The sequence below is a fragment of the Pseudotabrizicola sp. genome (assembly GCF_030656345.1).
Classification (GTDB): domain Bacteria; phylum Pseudomonadota; class Alphaproteobacteria; order Rhodobacterales; family Rhodobacteraceae; genus Pseudotabrizicola.
Genome location: NZ_JAUSNR010000002.1, coordinates 265,114 through 288,041 on the forward strand (window position 1 = coordinate 265,114; position 22,928 = coordinate 288,041).

The 22,928-nt window shown below is 64.7% G+C and carries 24 protein-coding genes; 10 read left to right on the forward strand and 14 right to left on the reverse strand.

Annotated elements, in window-relative coordinates:
• Nucleotides 1-25: 25 nt before the first annotated feature.
• Together dapD and Q7J44_RS01240 are read left to right on the forward strand one after the other, a co-directional pair.
• A complete protein-coding gene (gene dapD / locus Q7J44_RS01235; protein WP_304876225.1) occupies nt 26-853 on the forward strand; it encodes a 2,3,4,5-tetrahydropyridine-2,6-dicarboxylate N-succinyltransferase in 828 nt (275 codons plus the stop codon).
• A gap of 133 nt (nt 854-986) precedes the next feature.
• Nucleotides 987-1,322 (forward strand): hypothetical protein, encoded by a 336-nt coding sequence (locus Q7J44_RS01240; protein WP_304876227.1) that lies wholly within the window; start codon nt 987-989, stop codon nt 1,320-1,322.
• Here Q7J44_RS01240 and Q7J44_RS01245 read toward each other — a convergent pair.
• A complete protein-coding gene (locus Q7J44_RS01245) occupies nt 1,319-2,305 on the reverse strand; it encodes a Hint domain-containing protein (protein ID WP_304876229.1) in 987 nt (328 codons plus the stop codon). The two genes, Q7J44_RS01240 and Q7J44_RS01245, sit on opposite strands and share 4 nt — an antisense overlap.
• A gap of 3 nt (nt 2,306-2,308) precedes the next feature.
• Nucleotides 2,309-3,889, reverse strand: a complete 1,581-nt coding sequence (locus Q7J44_RS01250; protein WP_304876231.1) for a Hint domain-containing protein — start codon at nt 3,887-3,889, stop codon at nt 2,309-2,311.
• A gap of 297 nt (nt 3,890-4,186) precedes the next feature.
• Between Q7J44_RS01250 and dapE the strand changes: the two genes are divergently transcribed.
• The gene (dapE, locus tag Q7J44_RS01255) at nt 4,187-5,335 is read left to right on the forward strand and encodes a succinyl-diaminopimelate desuccinylase (RefSeq protein WP_304876233.1); all 1,149 of its coding nucleotides are present in this window, start codon (nt 4,187-4,189) and stop codon (nt 5,333-5,335) included.
• Nucleotides 5,332-5,751, forward strand: a complete 420-nt coding sequence (locus tag Q7J44_RS01260; RefSeq protein ID WP_304876235.1) for a GNAT family N-acetyltransferase — start codon at nt 5,332-5,334, stop codon at nt 5,749-5,751. Before dapE ends, Q7J44_RS01260 begins: the two co-directional genes overlap by 4 nt.
• A gap of 130 nt (nt 5,752-5,881) precedes the next feature.
• Here Q7J44_RS01260 and Q7J44_RS01265 read toward each other — a convergent pair whose 3' ends face one another.
• The 3 genes from Q7J44_RS01265 to Q7J44_RS01275 all read right to left on the reverse strand — a co-directional run bounded on the left by Q7J44_RS01265 (nt 5,882) and on the right by Q7J44_RS01275 (nt 9,099).
• On the reverse strand, nt 5,882-6,928 hold the full coding sequence (locus tag Q7J44_RS01265) for an LLM class flavin-dependent oxidoreductase (protein WP_304876237.1): 1,047 nt from the start codon (nt 6,926-6,928) through the stop codon (nt 5,882-5,884).
• An 83-nt stretch (nt 6,929-7,011) separates the two neighbouring features.
• Entirely contained in the window at nt 7,012-7,761 is a 750-nt protein-coding gene (locus tag Q7J44_RS01270) for an NYN domain-containing protein (RefSeq protein WP_304876239.1), read from the reverse strand.
• Between the two features lie 207 nt (nt 7,762-7,968).
• A complete protein-coding gene (locus tag Q7J44_RS01275; RefSeq protein WP_304876240.1) occupies nt 7,969-9,099 on the reverse strand; it encodes an S-(hydroxymethyl)glutathione dehydrogenase/class III alcohol dehydrogenase in 1,131 nt (376 codons plus the stop codon).
• 219 nt (nt 9,100-9,318) lie between these two features.
• On the opposite strand from Q7J44_RS01275, the gene Q7J44_RS01280 reads away from it, so the two are divergent.
• Entirely contained in the window at nt 9,319-9,588 is a 270-nt protein-coding gene (locus Q7J44_RS01280) for an I78 family peptidase inhibitor (RefSeq protein ID WP_304876242.1), read from the forward strand.
• Between the two features lie 84 nt (nt 9,589-9,672).
• Here Q7J44_RS01280 and Q7J44_RS01285 read toward each other — a convergent pair whose 3' ends face one another.
• From Q7J44_RS01285 to trxA, 4 genes are all read right to left on the reverse strand, one after another.
• Nucleotides 9,673-10,107, reverse strand: a complete 435-nt coding sequence (locus Q7J44_RS01285) for a cytochrome c (RefSeq protein ID WP_304876244.1) — start codon at nt 10,105-10,107, stop codon at nt 9,673-9,675.
• A gap of 103 nt (nt 10,108-10,210) precedes the next feature.
• The gene (locus Q7J44_RS01290) at nt 10,211-10,426 is read right to left on the reverse strand and encodes a Trm112 family protein (RefSeq protein ID WP_370692930.1); all 216 of its coding nucleotides are present in this window, start codon (nt 10,424-10,426) and stop codon (nt 10,211-10,213) included.
• The gene (locus Q7J44_RS01295; protein WP_304876246.1) at nt 10,423-11,067 is read right to left on the reverse strand and encodes an LON peptidase substrate-binding domain-containing protein; all 645 of its coding nucleotides are present in this window, start codon (nt 11,065-11,067) and stop codon (nt 10,423-10,425) included. Before Q7J44_RS01295 ends, Q7J44_RS01290 begins: the two co-directional genes overlap by 4 nt.
• A gap of 27 nt (nt 11,068-11,094) precedes the next feature.
• Nucleotides 11,095-12,003, reverse strand: coding sequence for a thioredoxin (trxA, locus tag Q7J44_RS01300; RefSeq protein WP_304876248.1), 909 nt, complete (start codon nt 12,001-12,003; stop codon nt 11,095-11,097).
• Between the two features lie 128 nt (nt 12,004-12,131).
• Here trxA and Q7J44_RS01305 point away from each other — a divergent pair, with 128 nt between their 5' ends.
• A complete protein-coding gene (locus tag Q7J44_RS01305) occupies nt 12,132-12,767 on the forward strand; it encodes an SGNH/GDSL hydrolase family protein (RefSeq protein WP_304876250.1) in 636 nt (211 codons plus the stop codon).
• A 12-nt stretch (nt 12,768-12,779) separates the two neighbouring features.
• On the opposite strand, the gene Q7J44_RS01310 is transcribed toward Q7J44_RS01305, so the two are convergent.
• From Q7J44_RS01310 to Q7J44_RS01320, 3 genes are all read right to left on the reverse strand, one after another.
• Nucleotides 12,780-14,003: a glycosyltransferase gene (locus Q7J44_RS01310; protein ID WP_304876252.1), complete on the reverse strand. Its 1,224-nt coding sequence runs from the start codon at nt 14,001-14,003 to the stop codon at nt 12,780-12,782.
• A gap of 129 nt (nt 14,004-14,132) precedes the next feature.
• The gene (locus tag Q7J44_RS01315) at nt 14,133-15,455 is read right to left on the reverse strand and encodes a Wzz/FepE/Etk N-terminal domain-containing protein (protein ID WP_304876254.1); all 1,323 of its coding nucleotides are present in this window, start codon (nt 15,453-15,455) and stop codon (nt 14,133-14,135) included.
• Nucleotides 15,456-15,458: 3 nt separating this feature from the next.
• Entirely contained in the window at nt 15,459-16,331 is an 873-nt protein-coding gene (locus tag Q7J44_RS01320; protein ID WP_304876256.1) for a CpsD/CapB family tyrosine-protein kinase, read from the reverse strand.
• A gap of 344 nt (nt 16,332-16,675) precedes the next feature.
• Between Q7J44_RS01320 and Q7J44_RS01325 the strand changes: the two genes are divergently transcribed.
• Nucleotides 16,676-17,626: a glycosyltransferase family 2 protein gene (locus tag Q7J44_RS01325; RefSeq protein WP_304876258.1), complete on the forward strand. Its 951-nt coding sequence runs from the start codon at nt 16,676-16,678 to the stop codon at nt 17,624-17,626.
• On the opposite strand, the gene Q7J44_RS01330 is transcribed toward Q7J44_RS01325, so the two are convergent.
• A complete protein-coding gene (locus Q7J44_RS01330; protein WP_304876260.1) occupies nt 17,516-18,382 on the reverse strand; it encodes a WecB/TagA/CpsF family glycosyltransferase in 867 nt (288 codons plus the stop codon). The genes Q7J44_RS01325 and Q7J44_RS01330 overlap by 111 nt on opposite strands.
• Before the next feature lie 507 nt (nt 18,383-18,889).
• Between Q7J44_RS01330 and Q7J44_RS01335 the strand changes: the two genes are divergently transcribed.
• Nucleotides 18,890-19,348, forward strand: coding sequence for a BLUF domain-containing protein (locus tag Q7J44_RS01335; protein ID WP_304876262.1), 459 nt, complete (start codon nt 18,890-18,892; stop codon nt 19,346-19,348).
• 31 nt (nt 19,349-19,379) lie between these two features.
• Here Q7J44_RS01335 and Q7J44_RS01340 read toward each other — a convergent pair whose 3' ends face one another.
• Nucleotides 19,380-19,982 carry a hypothetical protein gene (locus Q7J44_RS01340; RefSeq protein ID WP_304876264.1) on the reverse strand — a complete coding sequence of 201 codons (603 nt, stop codon included), beginning with the start codon at nt 19,980-19,982 and terminating at the stop codon, nt 19,380-19,382.
• 220 nt (nt 19,983-20,202) lie between these two features.
• On the opposite strand from Q7J44_RS01340, the gene Q7J44_RS01345 reads away from it, so the two are divergent.
• Both Q7J44_RS01345 and Q7J44_RS01350 read left to right on the forward strand, forming a co-directional pair.
• Nucleotides 20,203-21,612, forward strand: a complete 1,410-nt coding sequence (locus Q7J44_RS01345; protein ID WP_304876266.1) for a hypothetical protein — start codon at nt 20,203-20,205, stop codon at nt 21,610-21,612.
• The gene (locus tag Q7J44_RS01350) at nt 21,609-22,901 is read left to right on the forward strand and encodes a glycosyltransferase family 4 protein (RefSeq protein ID WP_304876268.1); all 1,293 of its coding nucleotides are present in this window, start codon (nt 21,609-21,611) and stop codon (nt 22,899-22,901) included. The genes Q7J44_RS01345 and Q7J44_RS01350 overlap by 4 nt, the downstream gene beginning before the upstream one ends.
• Nucleotides 22,902-22,928: the final 27 nt, after the last annotated feature.

Here is a 22,928-nt window from a genome sequence, read left to right on the forward strand (position 1 = left end):
GGACCAACCGAAAAAGGGTGACAGCATGTCAAACGCCGCTCTGGAAACCGCGATCGAGGCCGCATGGGAAACCCGTGACAGCATCACTCCCGACACAAAGGGGGAGTCGCGCGACGCCATCGAGGCGACTCTGACAGCCCTTGATTCAGGCACGCTGCGGGTCGCCGAAAAGCGCGACACCGGCGACTGGCATGTGAACCAATGGGCGAAAAAGGCGGTGCTTTTGTCGTTCCGCCTGACCGACATGTACGAGATTTCGGGCAGCAATGGCGGGTCCAACTGGTGGGACAAGGTTCCGTCGAAATGGCAGGGCTGGACCGAGGCCGACTGGCGCGCTGCAGGTTTCCGCGCCGTGCCCGGTGCCATCGTCCGCCGCTCGGCTTATATCGCCAAGAATGTGGTGCTGATGCCCTCTTTCGTGAACATCGGCGCCTTTGTCGATGAAGGCACCATGGTCGATGGCTGGGCCACGGTCGGCTCCTGCGCGCAGATCGGCAAGAACGTTCACCTGTCCGGCGGCGTCGGCATCGGCGGCGTGCTGGAACCGATGCAGGCCGGCCCCACGATCATCGAAGACAATTGCTTCATCGGCGCCCGGTCCGAGGTCGTCGAAGGCTGCATCATCCGCGAAGGCTCGGTGCTTGGCATGGGCGTGTTCATCGGCAAATCGACCAAGATCGTCGACCGTGACTCGGGTGAGGTGATGTATGGCGAAGTCCCCGCCGGTTCGGTGGTGGTGGCAGGCTCGATGCCGTCAAAGAACGGCATCAACCTGTACTGCGCCGTGATCGTGAAAAAGGTCGATGCGCAGACCCGCAGCAAGACCTCGATCAACGAGCTGTTGCGCGACTGATGCTTATGGTTCCCACAGCCTTCGGGCTGGGGGTAAAAGTTAAAGCCTGGTTGAAATGGCGAGGACAAGCCATTGATATCAATTAATCCGCTAAGCCTCCCCCTGTGTTACACGCCGCCCGAAAGGCCCCGCCATGACCGACGAGAAACCCGCCAAGACCAGCCGCCAGCAAGTCTATACCCTGTTGGTTCAGGTCGGCCGCAAACCCGGCGACGACCTGCCTGCCAAGGCCACCGGCGGCGCCCTGATGTGCTATGCCAGCGGCGTCGATGAGGCCGAGGCGGTGCGCGAAACTGTGGCCATCCTCAAACAGGCCGAACTGGCCGTGCTGGAGGTCGAAGGCCACGGCTCGCTCGACGAACAGAAGGAAGCCGGGGCGGAAATCCCGCCCGAGGAAGAGGCGCTGATGCTGCGGGCGCTGGAGGAAAACTCGGTCATCGTGGCTCAGATGACGGCGCTGTACGACTAGGCTGCGCCAAACAGGCTCCGCCGCGCCATCAGGCTGACCAGCTGCTGCGCCTCAAACGGCAGCAGCACCGGCAGCGGCGGCTCGGCCAGCGCCCCGTGGCTCAGCAGTTTCAGCCCGTCGACCAGCAGCAGTTCCGGCAGGCCAAGGTCCAGCGCCACGCAGTCAATCGCCGCCTGCCGTCCGTCAAGCCGCCCGATGGTCCCGTTCGCCAGCGCCCCGGCGCTGACCAGAACCTCCTCGACGCCGAACATATACTCCACCTCGGCCCCTGCCAGCACCACCAGCTGATCGGCAGACAGCAGCACATCGCTGCCCTGACCCAGAAACGGCGCGCGCAGGATGACCGGGGCAAAGCTGCCCCGGCTGGGCAACCGCAGCCGGTTGACCCGCAACACCGGCTGCAAGCCATTGTCCGCCGTCCGCACCAATTCCCCCACCCGCAAGGCCCCCGCCGCCACCGGCCCCCGCGCGGTGTCTACCGGGGTGCGCAGGCCAAGCCAGGGTGCGCGTTCGGGCGGGTGCGCCCCTTGCGTCACCCCGAACCACAACAAGGACCGATGCCGCAGCGCCGCCCCGTCGCGCCGGCACAGCGCCGCCAGTTCGTGCCGCGACAGGGCAATCGGCCCGATGCCCGCACTGCTGCATTCCTCACCCTGCCCGATCCGCCCGAAACTCAGCCGCCACGCGCCGGTGCCCCGGTTCCAGGCGTAGGTGATCCGTGCCGTGCCCTGCCCGAATGGCAAAGGTCCCGGCAGCACATGCCGCCGCATCAACTGCCCCGCGCGGTGCAGCACCACAATCCCGGCCTGCGGATCGGCGAACACCGAAAAGCTGCGATGGGTGCCGTCATCGTGGTGCCATTCCAGCAAGACCGTGCCCGCACCCAACGGCAAGGCGGTCTCGCACAGGAACAGCCCTTGCTCCAGCGGGCTGGTATCGCCCTCGGGCAGGGCCAGATCGGACAGCGCCAGCCAGTCATCCATGGATCATGCCGCCTTTTCCGCCGCCGCAAACAGCAGCTGCGCCTCGAACGGCCGCAGCGTCCGCCGGGCCGCCGGGCTGTAGCCGGTTCCGGTGTGCGGGTCCAGTTCGGGGAACAGGGTGCAGATCTCATCGATGATCGCCGCCTCGAACAGCCGCGTCGATTGCGGGCCGGGCAGGAAACTCTCGGTCGCCAGCCCTTCGGAAGACACGATCTGATGCCGGTCGAACAGCAGGTGCACATAGTCTACTGCACCCCCCTCCATCACCCGCACCGACCGGCCGTTGACCAGATCGCGCGCCGCGACCAGCACCTCGGTCTCGCCGAACAACAGCTCGGTCAGCGGGTCATGCACCAGCACCCGGTGCTGCGGCGACACCAGCAGCCGCCGGTGGTTGCCGAAAGTGCCGGCCCGGATCTCGATGGGTGCCAGCGGCCCCAAGGCCGCCACCTGCCGCCGCCCGGTCCAGCGCAGCGGCTGCGGGCCGTCATCCTTTGTCATCACCAGATCGCCGGGGCGCAGCGCCTCAACCGGGCATTCGCCCCTGTCCGTCAGAATCATCGTGCCCGCGACAAAGCAGGGGATGGTGGTGATCTTGACGATCCCGGTGTCGATATGCCCGCCAGAGGTCGAGGCGACGGTATAGGTGAAGTTCACCTGTTCAATGTCACCATTGCCGATCATCGTGATGGTGCCATCGGCGTTCAGCTTCACCTGCTGACCTGATGCGAGGGTGACAATCTGCCCCGGTGCCACATTGACCCCGTTGATCTGGGTGATCTGCAGCGACCCCGCGCCGCTGTAAAGATCGTTGGCCAGAATGTCGAAGGTCTTTTCCCCGGTGGCAAACATGGTGTCGATATCGTCGCGCGCGACCAGCGTGGTCTGGATGCTGTCACCCACGATGATCAGATTTGAATCGTAGCGCGCATCGCCAGTATCGGCGACGCCGATGCGTATGGAATTCACCACCCCGGATTGCACCGGGATGGTCAGGGTCATGGTGACGGTGAACCCGTCCATCTCGGTGTTGTATTCGTCATTCAGGTTGCTGATGAACATGTTCGGCTGGGTCAGCGGATTGATGTTGTTGATCGACGAGGTGCCGTTGCCGACCGAGATCGGCACATAGGTGCCGTTCACCCAGACCGCCATCACATCGTTGAAGGCAGAGTTCACGTACTCCGGGTACTCTTCCGAGCTGAACACAAAGCGCATCGTCATGACATCCCCGGTGGGGATGAAATCCACGTCGATCCATGCCGCGTCATAGGTGCGGGCACCCGCAACAGCGTTGAACTGGCTGTTGTTGTCGACGCCTGTCGTGTCGGTCGAGGTGTCGGTGGCGCGGTTCGGGTCGCCGCTCGACTGGGTAAAGTCGCGCACATTGCCGGTCGACAGGATCACCCCGGACGCCGATGGCAGCACGCCGGGGGCAAGATTGCCGTTGGTAAAGGTGGCAGAGCTGTCGCGCGCGCCGGTATAGCTTGCGCCGACCACGGTCACTCCGCTGCCGAACATCGCATTCGCCATCGTCATGGCGTTTGCGTTGACGTTGTAGTTCAGTTCTGCGCCTGTCGCCAAGACTGCCTCCACCCGTTGGAGACAGAGCATTGTAAGCGGTCAGGCGGGTGCCTGCCGGAGCGTTTTGTCGTGATTGGGTGCGTTGACCCTGCTCTGCCCTGCCTCTGGGACTGTCGTTTTAACGAAGGTTAACAGAGTTTTGCGGCAAGTCATCCACATTTCCGCCACAATGCATGGCGCGCAAGGCTGCCCGGGGCGATCCGTGTCGCGGCGGCAACAATATGTGTCGACGCCGCAGACAGTTGCAGCGCACGCGCCCTGTGGGTATGCCTGCATTACCCCTGTCGGAGAGTAATGATGCCCAGATCTGTTGACCCCGCTGCCCTGACCGCCGATCTGGTCCGTTGTCCTTCGGTCACGCCAGTGGAAGGCGGCGCGCTGGTCTTGCTGCAGGCGCTGTTGGCAGATGCCGGTTTTACCTGCACCCGGGTGGACAGGGGTGGCGTGTCAAACCTGTTCGCCCGCTGGGGCGCGCGCGGGGCCAACCGCAGCTTCGGCTTCAACGGCCACACCGATGTGGTGCCGGTCGGCGACGCCGCCGCCTGGACGCAAGATCCGTTCGGAGCAGCGGTGGTTGATGGCTGGATGTATGGCCGCGGCACCACCGATATGAAATCCGGCGTGGCCGCCTTTGTCGCGGCAGCGGTGGATTTCGTGCGTGCCACCCCGCCCGATGGCGCGGTGATCCTGACCATCACCGGCGATGAGGAAGGGATCGGGGCCGATGGCACCGTGGCCCTGCTGGACTGGATGGCGCAGCACGGCGAGCGGATGACGCATTGTCTGGTGGGTGAACCGACCTGCCCAAATGAAATGGGCGAAATGATGAAGGTCGGCCGTCGCGGCAGCATGACCGCGTTCATCACCGCAACCGGGGTGCAGGGCCATTCGGCCTATCCGCACCGGGCGAAAAACCCGATGACGGCGCTGGTAAAGCTGCTGGCCCGGCTGGAGGAAAAACCGCTGGACGACGGCAGCGCCCATTTCGATGCCTCTACCCTTGCGATCACCACCATTGATTGCGGCAACCCCGCCAACAACGTGATCCCGGCGCGCGGCACCGCCACGGTGAACATCCGCTTCAACGATCTGCATTCGGGGGCCAGCCTGACCCGCTGGCTGCAGGATCATGCGCAGGTGGTCGCGCAGGAAACCGGGGTGCAACTGGACCTGCGCATCCAGATCTCGGGTGAAAGCTTCCTGACCCCGCCCGGCGATTTCTCGGCCCTGATCGCAAGCGCGGTGCAGGCGGAAACCGGGCGCGTGCCGGTGGCCTCCACCTCTGGCGGCACCTCGGACGCGCGCTTTGTGAAAGATCACTGCCCGGTGGTGGAATTCGGACTGGTCGGCAAAACCATGCATCAGGTCGATGAGCGGGTCGAGGTGGCGCAGATCCACCAGCTCAAAGCCATCTACAGCCGCATCCTGCAGGACTACTTCGCATGATCCACATCGCCCCCACCCGCGATATCGCCATCTGCCGCCAACTGCGAAGGACCGTGTTCATCGAAGAACAGGGCGTGGCAGAGGCGGAGGAGCTGGACGACAAGGATGACCACGCCATCCACATCCTCGCCACGCTGGACGGGGTGCCGATGGGATCGGCCCGGCTGCTGCTGTCGGGCGATACCGGCAAGATCGGCCGGGTCTGCGTGCTGCCAGCCGCACGCGGCACCGGGCTGGGCGCGGCCCTGATGCGGGCGGCGATTGGCGAACTGCGCCGCCAGCCCGGCATCACCCGCGCCAAGCTGGGTTCCCAAACCCATGCGCTGGGGTTTTATGAACGGCTAGGTTTCATCGCCGAAGGTCCGGTCTATGACGACGCCGGCATCCCTCACCGCGACATGGTCATGGCGCTATAAGGGCACTGCCCCTTGCTGGCTTTGCCTGCTTTCGCCGGAACATTTGTCGAAAGGCGCATCGCATATGGCTTTGCACCTTTCTGAAATACTCCCGCGCGGAGCGCATCCACGCTTTCCGCCAGCGCGACCCTCAGGCCACCGCGCGGTCGCTTGCCAGCATGTCGCGCACCATCGGAATGACACTTTCGCCATACAGCCGGATACAGTCCATCAGATCGCCATGCGGCTGGGGGCCAGTTGCGTATTTCATATCAAAGCGCTGGATCTTCAGCGTCCTGACCGTCTTGGCGATTTTCTTCGCCACAGTCTCCGGGCTGCCGACGTAAAGCGAGCCATGCTCGACCTCGGCCAGATACTTGTCCTTGGTCACCGGCGGCCAGCCGCGTTCGCGCCCGATGCGGCCGAACATCTCGCGGTAATGCGGCCAAAGCGCCTCACGTGCGGCCTCATCCGTGGCGGCGACAAAGCCGGGGGAATGCACGCCGATCGGGCGCGTCTTCGCATCCATAGAGGCCACGGCGCGGTGATACAGGTCGATATAAGGCACAAACCGCGCCGGATCGCCGCCGATGATTGCCAGCATCAACTGCAGATCCTGCCGCACCACCCGCACCACCGATTCCGGGCTGCCGCCGACGCCGACCCATGTGGTCAGCCCCTTTGGCCCCAGCGGCGGATAGACCACCTGATTTTTCAGAGCCGACCGCGTCTCGCCCTTCCAGCTGACCTTTTTCTCACGCACCAGACGGGCGAACAGGTCCAGCTTTTCCTCAAACAGCTGATCGTAATTGGCCATGTCATAGCCAAACAGCGCATAGCTTTCGCTGAACGACCCCCGGCCCAGAATGGCCTCGGCCCGGCCATTTGACACGGCGTTCAGGGTGGAAAACCGCTGAAATGCCCGCACCGGATCATCCGATGACAGCACAGTCACCGCCGTGCCAAGGTGAATGCGCTGCGTGCGCCCGGCGATGGTGGCCAGCACAATCTCGGGCGCAGAGATGGCGAAATCATCGCGGTGGTGTTCGCCCAACCCGATGAAGTCGATGCCCACCTGGTCGGCCAGCACCGCCTGTTCCACCACATCGCGCAATACCTGATCCATCGGCAGCAGCTGCCCGTCTGCGCCACGGTTCACGTCGCCGAACGTGTCCAGCCCCAAGGAAATCTCGCCCATACCGGCCTCCTGTTCTTTGGCTTAACATAGGCGCGCCTGCGCGCCATGCAAAGGTGCCGACCTGCACCGCAGCTGTGCGCGGCTCAGGACAGGTCGCGCAGCTCCAGCTGGCCGCCGGGGCCTTGCCGCACCTCGAACCGGGGCAGGCGGCGCACCAGATCCGACAGTTTTGCCGCGCCATAGGTGCGGGTGTCGAAATCGGGATTCGCCTGCGTGATGAACTGTCCAAGCGGCCCCAGAGTATACCATTCGCCATCCGGGTCGATGGCCCGCATCGCGGCGACGATCAGCGGAATGGCCTTCGACGGGGCCTCTTTGGTGCCGGGGCGTGGCGGCGGCGCGTCTTCCACCGCTTCACTGCGGAACATGCTGCGCGGCGCTTCTTCAGCAGGGGTGCTCAGGTTCTCGACATAGATGAACCGCTTGCAGGCCATGCGGAACGCTTCGGGCGTTTTCTGCTCGCCGATGCCGTAAACATCCAGGCCCTGTTCGCGGATACGGGCGGCAAGCCGGGTGAAATCGCTGTCGGATGACACCAGCACAAAGCCATCGAACAGGCCGGAATGGAGGAAATCCATCGCCGCAATCACCAGCCCGATGTCAGACGCGTTCTTGCCCTTGGTGTTGGAAAACTGCTGATCGGCCACCAGACCAAGCGCCGCCACCTTTTTCGCCCAACCGCCCAGACGCTGCGCCGACCAGTCGCCATAAATCCGGCGCACCGAGGCTTCGCCAAGGGCTGCAATCTCCTCAAAGATCGCCTCGGCATAGCTGGCGGGCACATTGTCGGCGTCGATCAGGACGCACAGGCGGGGGGTACGGGTTTCGGCCATTTTTTTCTCCATTCCCCCGCTTGTCGCATCTTGGCCCCGCCAAGGAAAGCCTCAAGCTGCGGGGGCAGTGCCAGCGCATCAATGACCGGCCGGCCTCCTATTTTCAGTCGTCAAATATCTCACCGGGGTTGCCAATTGTTTTCGCCATTGGTTCGAAAAACCAATTGGCTGGGGGGGTGTGCCCCCCCCCCCCGGTCAACGTCAGCCTCAGTAAATCACGACAGACCGGATGCTCTCACCCGAATGCATCAGGTCAAACCCCTTATTGATGTCTTCCAACTTGAGCGTATGGGTGATCATCGGGTCGATCTGGATTTTGCCATCCATGTACCAGTCGACAATCGTCGGCACATCGGTGCGGCCGCGTGCGCCGCCAAAGGCTGTGCCTTTCCAGACCCGCCCCGTCACCAGCTGGAACGGCCGGGTTTCGATCACGGCGCCTGCAGGGGCCACCCCGATCACGACAGACACGCCCCAGCCGCGGTGGGTGCATTCCAGCGCGTCGCGCATCACCTTCACATTGCCGGTGCAGTCGAACGAGTAATCCGCGCCGCCGATCTGGTCGAAGGGCGTTTTGGTCATGTCGACTATATGCTGAACGACCGAGCCTTCGATCTCTTTGGGGTTGACGAAATGGGTCATGCCGAACCGCTCGCCCCATTCCTTGCGGTCATTGTTGATATCGACGCCGATGATCATGTCGGCCCCGGCCAGCCGCAGCCCCTGCAGCACGTTCAGCCCGATGCCGCCCAGACCGAAGACCACCGCCTTGGCCCCGATCTCCACCTTGGCGGTGTTGATCACGGCACCGATGCCAGTGGTGACGCCGCAGCCGATGTAGCAGATCTTGTCAAACGGCGCGTCGTCGCGCACCTTGGCCAGCGCGATTTCCGGCACCACGGTGTGGTTGGCGAAGGTCGAGCAGCCCATATAGTGGTGGATCGGCGTGCCATCCAGCATCGAAAACCGGGTTGTACCGTCTGGCAGCAGGCCCTGCCCCTGGGTCGAGCGGATTGCGGTGCACAGGTTGGTCTTCTGGCTCAGGCAGCTGGGGCACTGGCGGCATTCAGGCGTGTAGAGCGGGATGACGTGATCACCGGGTTTCAGGCTTTTGACGCCCGGCCCGCAGGCAATAACCACGCCCGCGCCTTCATGGCCCAGAATGGCGGGGAACAGCCCTTCGGGGTCGGCACCGGACAGGGTGAATTCATCGGTGTGGCAGATGCCGGTGGCCTTGATTTCCACCAGCACTTCGCCCTCTTTCGGGTCGGCCAGATTGACCTCCATCACGGTCAGCGGTTTACCGGGGGCTAGGGCGACGGCGGCACGGGTGCGCATTGGCTTCTCCTGTTTCGATTTGCCCCTAGGCTGGGGGAAACTGCCGGGCAAGGCAAGACCCTGCACCCGGAAATCCGCTGGCTGCAAACCTGCAGGGCCAGCGGACTGCGCAGGCTTTCGCCGGGTCGCAAGGCGGGGGTTGAAGCCGGGGCGCAGGGGTGGCCAAGTATAGGGGCAAGTGTAACCCTGCGCCGATGGCGCAGAAGAATGGAGAATCCCATGAAACAGGCAGCCTTTGCCGGATGTCTTGTGGCCGTGCTGGCCGCGTGTCAGCCGGTTGTGCCCGATGGTCCTGACCTTTCCACCTGCGGCGCGGCTGCGCTGCAAGGTCTGGTGGGCCAGCCCGCATCGGTGCTGCAGACGATGAAGTTCGGTCAGGAAACCCGGATCATCCGCCCCGATACGGCGGTGACTATGGATTACCGGGCCGACCGGCTGAACATTGATATCGACCGCAACGAACGGATATCCCGCGTGCATTGCAGCTGACAGAGGGGGGGCCGCTGAACCGGCCCGCCGCAAAACGACAAAAGGCCCCCGGTTCCGGGGGCCTTTTCTCAAACGGACCGGGCCTTACATCCGATAGGTGGAATGGCAATCGCGGCAGCTGCCGCCAACAGCCCCCATTCCGGCCTTTACCCCGTCAAGCGAGGCCGGGTCCAGCGCGGTTGCGGCGGCGTTCAGGGCTTCGCCCTTGGCCACAAAATCATCCCAGTTTGTCCAGATTTCCGGCTTGGCCTCTGCCACCGGGTCGGTCGCCTGCGGTTCAAACTTCGCACTGATATCGGCCGAAGCGGCGATCAGCGCCTCTTTCGCAGCGGCTGCTGCGGTGGCATCAAAGGCCACCTTGTCGGTCGCCATGTCACCCAGAACCTTGACGTTCATGCCGATGGTTCCCATCAGGTCCATCCGGGCCTTCACGGTCGGGTCCTGCACCCCCTCTTTGGCGACAGCAACACCGGCAACAAGGATCAGTCCGGCGAACAGGCATTTGGGCAGTAACGTCATGGCTTCTGGCTCCTGGCTGGAAATTCCATCGCAGTATATGGCCAGACTTCCGTCGCGGAAGCAGATCGTTTCCGGATCACGCGAACGTCATCCTGGCCCGTCCTCACTCCAGCGTGCGGGCTTCGCTGACCAGCATGACCGGAATGCCGTTGCGGATCGGAAAGGCCAGACGCGCCACCTTCGACACCAGCTCCTGCGCGGCTGCGTCATAGGACAGAACCGACTGGCTGACCGGACAGACCAGACTTTCCAGCATACGCGGGTCCACCATCTGCGCCGTGCCGGCGGCCCCTTCGCGCGGCGGCTGGGTATCGGTCATTGCATCACCTCATCATCTGCGCCGCCCCGCAGGGCGAATTCGATCAGCGTCACCAGCGTTTCGCGCCGGGTCGACAGCGACGGCGCCTCCAGCAGGGCCTGCTTGTCTTCGGGGGTAAAGGGGCACAGCATTGACAGCGAGTTGATCAGCAGCTCGGTCTCGGCCTCTTTCAGGCTGTCCCAGTCGGTGGCAAGATTCAGCGTCGTCAGATACCGCCCCAGAACCCCCAGAAACGCAGGGCGGTCAAAACCGGGGTCGCTTTCATCTTCGCGGTTCAGGTCGCGTCCGAACGGCGACCAGTCAACCAGACAGCGGCGATAGGGCGTAAAGCCCTGCACCTCTTCGCGCACCCGGAACCGCGACATGCCCGCAAGGGTGATCATGTAGCGCCCGTCTTCGGTTTCGGAAAACCCGGTCAACCGGCCTGCACAACCGATGGATTGCAGCCGCTTTTCGCCGCCGGGGGTTTCCCGGGTCTGGATCATGCCGATCAGCCGGGTCTTGGTCTTCATGCAGTCTTCGACCATCGCCAGATAGCGCGGCTCGAAGATATGCAGCGGCAACCGCGCCCGGGGCAGCATCAGGGCACCGGGCAACGGGAAAACCGGAATGGTATCGGGAAGGTCTGAGGCGTTCATCATGATACCCCACCTAGGCCGGAAACGGCGTCAGGCAAATATCATCGACGACAGCTTGCGCCGCCCTTTCATGACAATGGGGTCTTTGGCCGCCAGCGCATCGAAAATGGTGAAGAGCTGGGTTCGCGCGGCCCCCTCGTTCCATTCCCGGTCGCGCCGGAACAGTTCCAGCAGCTGATCCACCGCCTCTTCGGTCTTGCCTGCGGCCAGCAGGGCGGCGGCATAGTCGAACCGGGCCTGATGATCGGCGGGGTCCGCCTCGACCGCGCGCTGCAGGTCCTGTTCCGGCCCGGCATTGGCAGCCTGCTTGGCCAGTTCGATCTGGGCACGCGCCGCCTCGACCTCTTTGGCGGTGGCGATGGCTTTGGGGGCATTGGCGGCCAGAACCTCGGCCTGTTCCAGATTGCCAAGCGCCAGATGGCTGCGGATCAGCCCGCCATAGGCGGCGGCATTTTCCGGCTCTTCTTCCAGAATGGCGGCAAAGGTTTCGGCTGCATCCACGGCCGCGCCTTCGGTCAGCATCTGTTCGGCTGCCTCAATCGCCTCGGCCAGGCCCCCATCGCCGCCAAGCGCCTTGATCCGGTCGATGAATGTCTTGATCTCGGACCCCGGCACCGCGCCCTGAAACCCGTCCACCGGCTGGCCCTGCCAGAAGGCAAACACTGTGGGGATCGACTGCACCCGCAGCTGGCCCGCGATCATCTGGTTTTCGTCGACGTTGACCTTGACCATGCGGACCTTGCCGCCTTCGGCCTTCACCGCCGCCTCAAGCGCCGGGCCAAGCGTTTTGCACGGGCCGCACCATGGTGCCCAGAAATCGACGATCACCGGCACTTCGCGGCTGGCCTCGATCACATCGGCCATGAAAGTGGCTTCGGTCGTGTCCTTGATCAGGTCATTGATCGGGGCGGGCTTCGGTTTGTCACCAAGGCTGAACATCGGGTCCCTCTTCCGGCTGAGATTTGCCCCTATATGCGCACACCGTGCGAAAAGGCCAAGGGGGAAGGGGCATTTACGAAGCCGGATTCTGCCCGTAGCCTGCGGGCAACATGATGATGGAGACTGCGATGTCGTTTCTGATGACCTTTGGTGACAGCAACACCCATGGCACACCACCCATTGTCACGCGTGGCGAATATCACAGGTTCGGCGCCGGGGTGCGCTGGCCGCAGGTTACCTTACGCGCGCTTGGTGTCGGCTGGGAACTGGCCGAAGAGGGGCTGCCGGGGCGCACTGCGCAATTTGCCGACCCGGTGATGGGCGCGCATATGAACGGGCAGGACGGGCTGAAGATCGCGCTGCAAAGCCATGGCCCGGTTGATGTGCTGACGATCATGCTGGGCACCAATGACGTGAAGGCGCGGTTTTCCGCCACGCCGGAAACGGTGACAGCCGGGGTGGCCGGTCTGGTCGATATCGCGCTCAGCCTTGAAATGCAGGACCGGCATGGCGGCTTTCGCGTGCTGCTGATCTGCCCGCCCCCCGTGGCCGAAGTGGGGCCAATCGCCGGGGAGTTTCTGGGGGCGACCGCGCGCAGCACGGGCCTTGCCGAACGCTATGAGGCACTGGCCCACGCGCGGGGGCTGGGGTTTCTGGATGCGGGCCGGATCATCAGCGTGAGCCCGCAGGACGGCATCCACTTTGAAGCCGAGGCCCATGCCGCGCTTGGTCTGGCAGTGGCCGAGGCGATCAAACACCTGTAGGGGCCGCAGGGGTCAGCCCTTGCCCTTGCTGGCAAACAGCTCGGTCAGTTTTTCGGCCTCAACGTTGATGTCATGCCGCTCAAACACGCGCTGACGTGCCGCCTGTCCCATCGCGGTCAGGCGGTCGGGCGGGGTTGCGGCCATGTCGCGGATTGCCTGTGCCAGACCCGCCGCGTCACCGGCGGGGACCAGCCAGCCGGTATCCGTAGTCACCAGCTCGGGTATTCCGGCAATTGACGTGGCGATGACCGGGCGCCCCGAGGCCATGGCTTCCATGATCACCACCGGCAAGCCTTCGGCAAAGGATGGCACGATCAGCGCCTGCGCGCCCCCCAGCGCATCGCGCACCCGCGCCTCGGTCAGCCATCCGGTCAGGGTGACATGGCGGGCAAGGCTGTGCCGGGCAATCGCGGCTTCGATCTGCGGCCGCAGCCCGCCGTCACCCACCAGCGTCAGATGCAGATCGGGCAGGGTCTGCACCGCAATCGCCACCGCGTCGATCAGCAGCGCAAAGCCCTTTTGTTCAGACAACCGCCCGATGGCCACCAGATGCGGCCCGCCCGCAGGCATCGGCACCGGGTCGGGAAAGCGCCACGCCTCGATCCCGCAATGCACCACATGCAGCCGGGCCCATGTGCCCGGATCGGTCCAGCGGCACAGCTGGCTGCGGCCAAAGCTGGAAATCGCCACCGCAAAGGCGGCCCGGTCGGCTTTCAGACCCAAAGACAGGGTGCGGGGCGCGTCAAACTCTTCGGGGCCATGGACGGTAAAGGAATACTCTGGCCCGCCCATCATCGCCGACAGCATGGCGACGGTGGTGGAATTGGTGCCGAAATGCGCATGCAGATGTGCAAGCCGCAGATCGTGACAGCGCCGCGCCAGATGTGCCGCCTCGGCCAGATAGACCATGTGGCGCAACCGCCCTCCGGTGCCCGGGGTGGCGCCATCAAACCGCGCCCCGCACCGCCATGCCATGCCAAGCGCGCGCACCGCGCCAAGCGGATGATTTGCCATCCAGCCAAGCGCAGACAGCACCAGCTTGCCTGCCCCGATTTCCAGAATATGCTCGGTCCGGGCATCTTCGGCCATATCCGCCGGGTCCGGCAGCGCCGCGCGGTCTGACCGCAACGCAAAGCGGTGGATGTCCCAGCCCTGACGTTCCAGCGCCAGAATCTCGCGCCGGATAAAGGTCAGCGAGCTGCGGGGATAGGTGTTCACCAGATACGCGATCTTCAACGTCAGCTCCGCAACGCTCGGGGGCGGGGGTGCAGCAGCGCGCTTGGGTTCGGACGCGCAACGGGCACAAGGCCCCCGGCGCAGTCTGATCCGTCCCCCTTTGTCATCTGTTGCGCCCTGCCGGATGTGTCACTTCAGGGCCACCGCAAGCAGTGCCAGCACCGCTGCACCCAGCACAAGGCGGGTGCGGTTTCCGGTCATGCTCCCGGCATCATTCTCGATCAGCGTGGTGATCACCCGGCGCGCCAGCGGCTTGCGGCTGCTGTGCCGGACTTCAGGGATCGACACCACCGGGCGCAGGTTCAGCTCGCGCTCCATCTGGGCGGCGGTGCGGATCACCGGGTTCGCCAGATCAAGCAGGAAGGCCACAACAAGCGCCAGCCCCGCACTGCCGATCAGCCCGGCGATAGCGATTTTCCTGGCCCCGGACCCGACCGCATAATCGGGGGTAATCGCGCGTTCCAGCATGGCAAAGCGTTCGGTCTGCTGGCGGGCGGCGAGGCTTTGGGCGGTTTCCGCCTCGGCCATGCGCTGCGACACCAGCGAATACTGATCCTGCAGCTGGCGCATCTGCCGGTCATAGGCCGACAGCGCCCGTTCCACCTCGGCGGTGTTGCCAAGCGTCTCCTCCAGCGCGGTCTTGCGGTCGGTCAGCGGGGCACGCTGTGCCGTCAGTACCGACAGCCGCTGTGCAATATCCTCCAGCCGCCGCCGGTCGGTAGCACGCGGAGTTGGCAGGGCGCGCAGCTGTGCCTCTTCGCTTTGCAGGCCGGTGGTTTCCTGATCCAGCACCCGCAGCGAGGTTTCAATCAGCGCAATTTCATCCTGCCGCGCTTCGCGTACACCGGGCAGGGCGCTGCGGTTGGCATCGCGGTAGGTGGCAATCTGGGTCTCCAGCGTGGCGATGTCCTGCCACAACCGGCTTTCCTGCTCCTTGAAAAAGGCGAAACTCGCCTCGGCCGTGGCCCGATTGCCTTCGGCGCCCAGATCCAGCACGCTTTGCGCCAGATCATTGGCAATCCGCGCCGCATCCTCGGCCCGCCCGGCCCGCGCCACGATGAACAGCGCCGACAACGCCCCCGATGGCCCGGTCACGCTTTGAAACCGCACCGACTGCCGCATCGCATCGACCTTGTCTTCCAGCGACATGCCCGGCGCATCGGCAAACAAGCCGTGGCGTTCGATCAGCGTGATCATGTTTTCGCGGGTGGTCAGACGCTGTTCGATACTGGTCAGCAATTGCAGCACATTGACCGGCGTCGCCGTCGCCCGCCCGCCATCGGTGACCATCGGCAGTTCCACCTGCAGAACGGCAGTGGATTCGAACACGGCGGGCCGGGTCTTGGCATAGACAACCGCCAAAGCCGTCCCGATCAGCGTGATCGCCAGCAGCAGCCAGAACCGGCGCCGGATCAGGTTGAGCAGATCTTCAACGGTCTGGATCGGGCCCATCGGTCAGTCCTGCCCGTAGCGCAGGCGGCCAAGGCCACGGTCCTGCGCACGGTTCAGGACCACGCCCATCAGCGGAATACGGTTTTCGAACAGCGCTTCGCAGGCGCGGATGTCTTTGGCGGTGCTTTGCTTGCCATCGACCACCACCAGAACCGCATCCAGCTTGCCCCGCATCGCCAGCACATCATCGCTGACCAGCGCCGGGGGCAGATCCAGCACCATGATGTCGGGGTCCAGCAGCTGGTCAATCGACTCCAGCGCCTGCGTCGTCTCGGCGCTGTGCAGGATATCGCCCGCATCCGCTGCGGCTTCGGAGTTGAACCCGATCGCCAGCGTCCTGCCCACCCGCACAAAACGCGACTCCATCGGCTGCGTGCCATCCAGAAAGTCGCGCAACGCGCCGCCGGGGGTTGCGCCGAACAGGTTGTGCAGGCCGGGGCGACGCAGATCAAGGTCCAGCAGCACGGTCCGGCTGCCGGGGCGGCGGGCAAGGGCCATCGCCAGATTGGCCGCCGTAAAGGACTTGCCGCAGCCATGGGTGGGCGAGGTGATGCCGATGCGTTTCCAGCCACGCTCTGTCATTGCCTGCGACACGCGGGTGCGCAGAATGTCGAATGCGGTGCCCGCAAGGCTTTGGTCGGGATTTGAAAACAGACCGTTTCCTGCCAGATGGTCGCCATCAAGGCTGATCGCGGTCAGCGATTCCCACACCCGGGCGGGGCTGAACAGCGCCAGCGGATAGGTATCGGAAAACACGTCCCGGCTCAGGGTGTTGTCCGGCAGTCTGGACCGCAGGGCAGGCACTTTGCCGGGGCGGAATACCGACACAGGCATCAGCCGGTTGCGCCGCGATGGGGCGTCGCCCTCCTCGGCCATCGTCAAAATCCCCTGATTCATTAACGTTTGCACTGGTAACGCCAACTTATTGTGTCGGGCCATGAAATGGCGCGCTCCTGAAAAGCGCAGCGCGGGGGCTGCTTGCCGAAAATCAGACCTGCGAAACAGCAAGCCAAGACCGTTGGTTCCTCTTTGCCAGCGGCAAGGCACCCATGGTGTCCCGCAACCGCCTCAGACTCACCAGACCCCCGTCCAGTTAGGGGGATGATTAGCAGATTGTCATCCGAAATGAAAGGCTTTGCCCCTGTCACGCTGCGTGCGGGGCATGGTGTTCCGGCGGGGTCGGCTTTAGGCTTGGCGGGGCAAAAACGGGGGCGGCAGGCATGACCGGGATCATTGATGCAGTGGTGATCGGCCGCAACGAAGGCGACCGGCTGCTGGCCTGTCTTGCATCGCTCATGGGCCAGGTCCGGCGGCTGGTCTATGTTGACAGCGGGTCCACCGATGGCTCGGTCGCGGCGGCGCAGGCGGCGGGGGCACAGGTGATCGCGCTGGATATGCGCCAGCCCTTCACAGCGGCGCGGGCGCGCAATGCCGGGCTGATGGCGCTGGCAGCCGACCCGCCGCAGTTTGTGCAACTGATCGACGGCGATTGCCAGCTGGACTGCGGCTGGATCACGGCGGCGCGACAGGCGTTTGACGATCATCCCGCAGCCGTGGTGGTCTGTGGCCGACGGGCCGAGCGGTTTCCCGAAGCTTCGGTCTATAATGCGATGGCCGACCGGGAATGGAACACGCCGGTGGGGCTGGCCACAGCCTGCGGCGGCGATGCGCTGATGCGCTATGATGCGGTGATGGCAGTGGGCGGCTACCGCGACGATCTGATCGCGGGGGAAGAGCCGGAGCTGTGCCTGCGCCTGCGCCGCGCCGGGGGCACCGTCTGGCGGATTGACGCGCCGATGACCCTGCATGATGCCGCCTTGCTGCGCTTTGGCCAGTGGTGGCGGCGGACGGTCCGGTCAGGCCATGCCTTTGCCGAAGGGGCGGCGCTGCATGGTGCCGGGCCGGAACGGCATTGGGTGGCCGAGCATCGCCGCGCGCTGCTTTGGGGCGTGGCGGGGCCGCTGGCCGTCGTCGCGGCGGGGCTGGTGCATCCGCTGGGCTGGGCGCTGGTGCTGGCCTATCCGGCGCAGGTCATCCGGCTGGCGCAGCGCGAAGGGTGGTCATGGGCCGTGCTGATCGTGGTCGGGCGTTTTGCCGAGGCGCGCGGCGCCTTGGGCTACCACCTGAACCGGCTGCTGGGCCGCCGCCGCGGATTGATCGAGTATAAATAGCGCCCGGGCGTTGCGCTGCCGCAGCGCCCCGACCACCTGACCGGGCAGGATCGCCACGCAGGCCACATAGCGCGGGATCAGGCGACGCGGGGCAGACATCACCCGCCACAGCCATTCCAGCGCCAGCTTGCGCATCCAGTGCGGGGCGCGTGTCTGCTGGCCCGCCACAAAATCAAGCCCCGCACCAAAGCCGCAAAACCCGATGGCGGGGGCCTGCGTGCGGCCAAAGGCGGCGAAGGCTTCCTGCCGGGGCGCGGACAGCGAGATGATGCACAGCCGCGCGCCAGAGGCCCGCATCGCGGCCAGCGCGCTGACGGCTTCGGCACCCGTCGGGTCAAACCCCATCGCAGGCGCGCCGGACCAGACCACCCGCAGGCCGGGCATTTCGGCGTTCAGGTTCAGCGCCGCCTGCGCCAGCACGGCGGGGGTAGAGCCGTAGAACGCCACCGCAATCCCATCCGCAACCGCCATTTCCAGCAGGGGACGCAGCAGGTCAGACCCGGGGACGAGTGACACCGGAAGGCCAGCCAGCCGGGACAGCCAGACGATGGGGTTGCCATCGGCCACGATCAGATCCTGCGCCGCATAGATCTGCCGGTAGCTGGCAGAGGCGCGCAGTTTGACCAGATGGTCGAGGTTGATGGTGGCCAGAGAAAACCCCTGCCCGGACAGCAGCCTTGCCCGCACCTCGGCCAGCAGGCGGGGCCGGTCGGGGACGTTCACGGTGATGGTCTGGTCAGGGAACTGGAACCGCAAGGCTCGGACTTTCGGGAGGGGAGCCGGGGCCCTTGATCAGGGGCGCAGGCACAGCGGGGCAAAATCGAAAAACGTGCTTTCCCACTGTGTTACAACGGGATGGTTCCTTTAATTTCAACAGCTTGGCTTTTCTGTGTTCATAATTTGTTAACACTTTGGTCCCTTAGTCAACAGGTTTGACCGGCGGTTCATGACAAAGGTTAAGACCGCCAGAGCATGGTTTGATCTGGATCAAATCATGTATCTGGAATATATGTTAAAAATCCCCACAGACGCTTGGCAGCGCATCGGAGTTTCGCTAGCGTAGGGCAATCTGTGGTAGAAAAGCGCATGCTTTTGTCCCGCATGATGTGTGGCAAGGTCCGCCTTGTTTCAAAGCGTCTGACAGAGTGTCCGGGCCGCCCGGACCAGCAGATCGCGGGTATCGCCGCTGTTTGCGTCACGTCTTCGCCCAGGGCTGCCTCCCTGGTTACACCCAGAGATTTAAGCAAAGATATACGGTTCAGAATGACTCATCACATCGCCTATACCAGCGCCGCGCCCGAGCCGGTCGACCCCGGCCTTCTGGCCAGTTTGCTGAAGGTGTCGGTGCGCAACAATACACGTGACGGGATCACCGGGGTGTTGCTCTATCACGATCAGTCGTATTTTCAGATTCTGGAAGGCGAGAAAGACGTGGTTGAGGCGTGCTATGCGCGGATCGTCTGCGACCCCCGGCATGTCGGTGTGCTGCGGCTCTGGAACCAGACAGCCGAGGAGCGGGTGTTTTCGCATTGGGCGATGGGCTATGCCGGGCCGGATCAGCTGCAGCTTTTCGAAGGCGCGGCGCAGGACAGGCTGACCCGGTTCATGCGCCATCGCAACGGCGAGACGCCGGGCGAGCCGGTGGCTTTGGCGCTGGCGCGTCAGATGTACAAGCGGTTCAGATTTGGCATGGCGCGCTATGGCGGCCCGATCCTGACCTGAGCGGTTGGTTTCACGACGCGGCGCGGTCCGGTCAGCCAGCCTCGCCCTGCCGTTGCCCGGCGCTGTCGACCCACCAGCAATACAGCCGCGCCTCAGTGCGGTAACGGTCCGCCTCTGCCGGGTCGGTGGCGCTTTGGCTGCGGTGGCAGGGCAGACCGGCGATCTGCAGCGTGCCGGTGGCGGTATGGCCCAGATGATGCGAGATCACCTTGTCGATCAGATAGGCATCAAGCTCTTCGGGCCGGGCGCAAGCCGGATCGGCGATGATTTGAGCCAGCCGCAGGCGCTTTGCAGCGTCTGCCGCCAGAATCCGCGCCACATCGGCGCGGAACACCGCCTCGGTGGCGATATAGGCTTCCAGCGCGGGCAGGGATTTCGCCGGGGGCTTTTTCAGCTTCAGCTGCCCCGTATCATGCAGCACCTTCAGCACCCGCGCCCCGACGGGCGAGGTCAGCTGCACATGCGCGTCGTGAAACGCCAGCTCGCGGTCCTCATCCGACATGCGGAAGGTGGCGGGCCGCCCTTCCAGCACCGCGCGACGCAACACGGCCAGCGCCGGGGTGCGGTGGATGTTCGGGATCAGGTCGATGATGGACAGCGCCGGTTTCATGCGCGTCCGGATTTCCCACAGCATGGATCTTTGCCCTTTCCACAGCGCAAGCGGCTGCAAGGCTGTGGTCTATAGCTCAGGTTGCGCCGCAGTGCCACCCGCTGCGCCCGGTCCGGCTTTGCCCTTTCTGTGCCGCAATCAAGGCATGGTCATGCCGTGAAGCCATGGCAAGACCCGCAGCAGCGGCAAGACAGGGGGCACGATCCGTGCTATCGCCGCCCCGGAAAGCAGCAGCCAGACACCGATGCCGATTGCGAATACGCTTGCCTATCTGATGCTGGCCCTGTGGCCGGTGGCTTCGTGGATACTGTTCACGAAGCTTGATCCGGCACGCGCGCTGATCTGGACAGTGCTGGGCGCCTATATGCTGCTGCCGCCGGTCATCGCGCTTGATATGCCGGTGGTGCCGGGCATCGACAAGGATGCGGTGGCCGGGCTGGCGGCGCTGCTGGCGGTGCTGTTTTTGCTGCGGCAGCGGGTCGGCGTCCTGCCCGCATCGCGCATCGGGCGTGGGCTGATCGTGCTGTATATCCTCAGCCCGTTTGCCACCGTGCTGACCAATGGTGACGAGATCTGGTTTGAGGCCTCTGGCCTGCAGGCGCTGCGGATCTATGACAGTGTGGCGGTTGTGGCCAATCAGGCGATTGCGCTGGTGCCGTTCTTTCTGGCCCGGCGGTTTCTGGCGACAGATCAGGCGATGCGGGCCATCGTGGTGGCGCTGGTAATCGCCGGGCTGATCTATTCCCTGCCGATGTTGTTTGAAACGCAGATGTCGCCGCAGCTGAACCTGTGGATCTATGGCTTTTTCCAGCATGAATTCAGTCAGGCCATCCGGTTTGGCGGCTACCGGCCCTTTGTGTTCATGCCGCACGGGCTGTGGGTCGCGTTCTTTGCGATGATGTGTTTCATCGCGGCAGTCACGCTGATGCGGGTGGGGCCAGCGGCCTCGCGGCCGGGGCAGGTGCTGGTGGCGGGCTATCTGTTGGTGGTGCTGCTGCTGTGCCTCAGCGCCGGGCCGGTTGTCTATGCCCTGCTGCTGGCCCCGCTGGTGCTGATCGCGCCGCCACGGTTGCAGATATTGGTCGCAGGTCTGATGGTTGCGGTGGTGATCACCTATCCGCTGCTGCGCGGGCTGCAAATGGTGCCGGTGCAGGACTTGCTGACCTTCTTCACCGGGATGAACGCCGAACGCGGGGCCTCGCTGGCGTTCCGGATCACTAATGAAGAGCTGCTGCTGGACCGTGCGGCAGAGCGCCCGTGGTTCGGCTGGGGCCTCTACGGGCGCGGGTTGTTGCACGACCCTGTCACCGGCCAGATCAATGTGATCGCCGATGGCGGCTGGATCATCACGCTGGGCACCTTTGGCTGGGCCGGGTATATTGCGGAATTCGGCCTGCTGTCCCTGCCTGTGGGGCTGATGGCGCGCGAGGCGTTGCGCCAGCCTGCCGCCCTGCTGTCGCCCTTTGCCGCAGCGGTGGCGCTTTTGCTGGCGGTCAATCTGGTGGATCTGTTGCCCAATGACACGCTGATCCCCTTTACCTGGCTGATGGCCGGGGCAATGCTGGGCCATGCCGAGGCGCTGCGCAGCGCGTGGAAAGCCGGGCGCGGGCAGGCAGCAGGCCACGCCCTGCCGCCGGGGCGGACCGTGATATGAGCCGGGTTTTCCGCCCCCGCGTGTTGCTGCTGGCCGAGGCTGCGAACCCCGAATGGGTATCGGTGCCGCTGGTCGGCTGGTCGATGGCGCAAGCCTTGGCCCGGGTGGCCGATGTGCATCTGGTGACACAGGTGCGCAACCGCGACGCTGTGCTGCGCGCCGGGCTGGTCGAGGGCACGGATTTTACCGCGATTGACTCCGAGGCGTTGGCGCGGCCCTTGTGGAAGCTGGGCAGCTTTCTGACCGGCGGGCGCGGGGGGTGGACGATTCAGCAGGCGGTGGCCACCATCAGCTATCCGTACTTTGAGCGTCTGGTCTGGCAGCGCTTTGGTGCCGACATCCGCGCCGGGCGCTATGACGTGGTGCACCGGATCACACCGCTGTCGCCGGTGCAGCAAAGCCCGATCGCCGCGAAGTGCCGCCGTGCGGGCGTGCCCTTCGTGCTGGGGCCGATCAACGGCGGCGTGCCATGGCCATCGGGATTTGAGGCCGAAATGGCGCGCGAACGCGAATGGCTGTCGCAGGTGCGGGGCCTCTACCGCGCGCTGCCGGGGCGGCAGGGCACTTTGCGGGCCGATGCCATTCTGGCCGGATCGCGGCAAACGCTGCGTGAGATTCCGGCGGCGCATCGGACCCGTGTGATCTACCTGCCCGAAAACGCGGTGGACCCGGCGCGGTTCAACGCGCTTGCCAGCCACAACGCGCCGGGGCCGATGCGCGCCTGCTTCATCGGGCGTCTGGTGCCGCTGAAGGGCGTTGATATGCTGATCGCAGCTGCCGCGCCCCTGCTGCGCAGCGGCAGGCTGGTGCTCGACATCATCGGCGACGGGGACATGATGCCCGCGTTGCGCGCGCAGGCCGCCGAATTTGGTGCGGCTGTCACCTTCCACGGCTGGCAGGACCATGCGCAGGTGCAGGATCTCGCCGCGCGCTGTCAGCTGCTGGCCTTTCCGTCGATCCGCGAATTCGGCGGCGGCGTGGTGCTGGAGGCGATGGCGCTGGGCCTTGCCCCCATTGTCGTCGATTACGCGGGCCCGGCAGAGCTGGTCACCGATGCGACCGGCTGGAAGGTCCCCATCACCGGGCGCACGGGGGTGATCGCCGGGCTGTCCGCGCGGCTGGCATATTGCGTGGACCATCCGGACGAGGTGGCGCAAAAGGGGCAGGCCGCGCGCGACCGGGTGCAGGCGTTGTTCACATGGGACCGCAAGGCGGCGCAGATCCTCGACATCTACCGCTGGGTGCTGGACCCGGCGCAGCCAAAGCCCGCGCCGTTCGGCCCGGGTTAAGTCAGTAAAAGTTCCTTATTTCGGCCA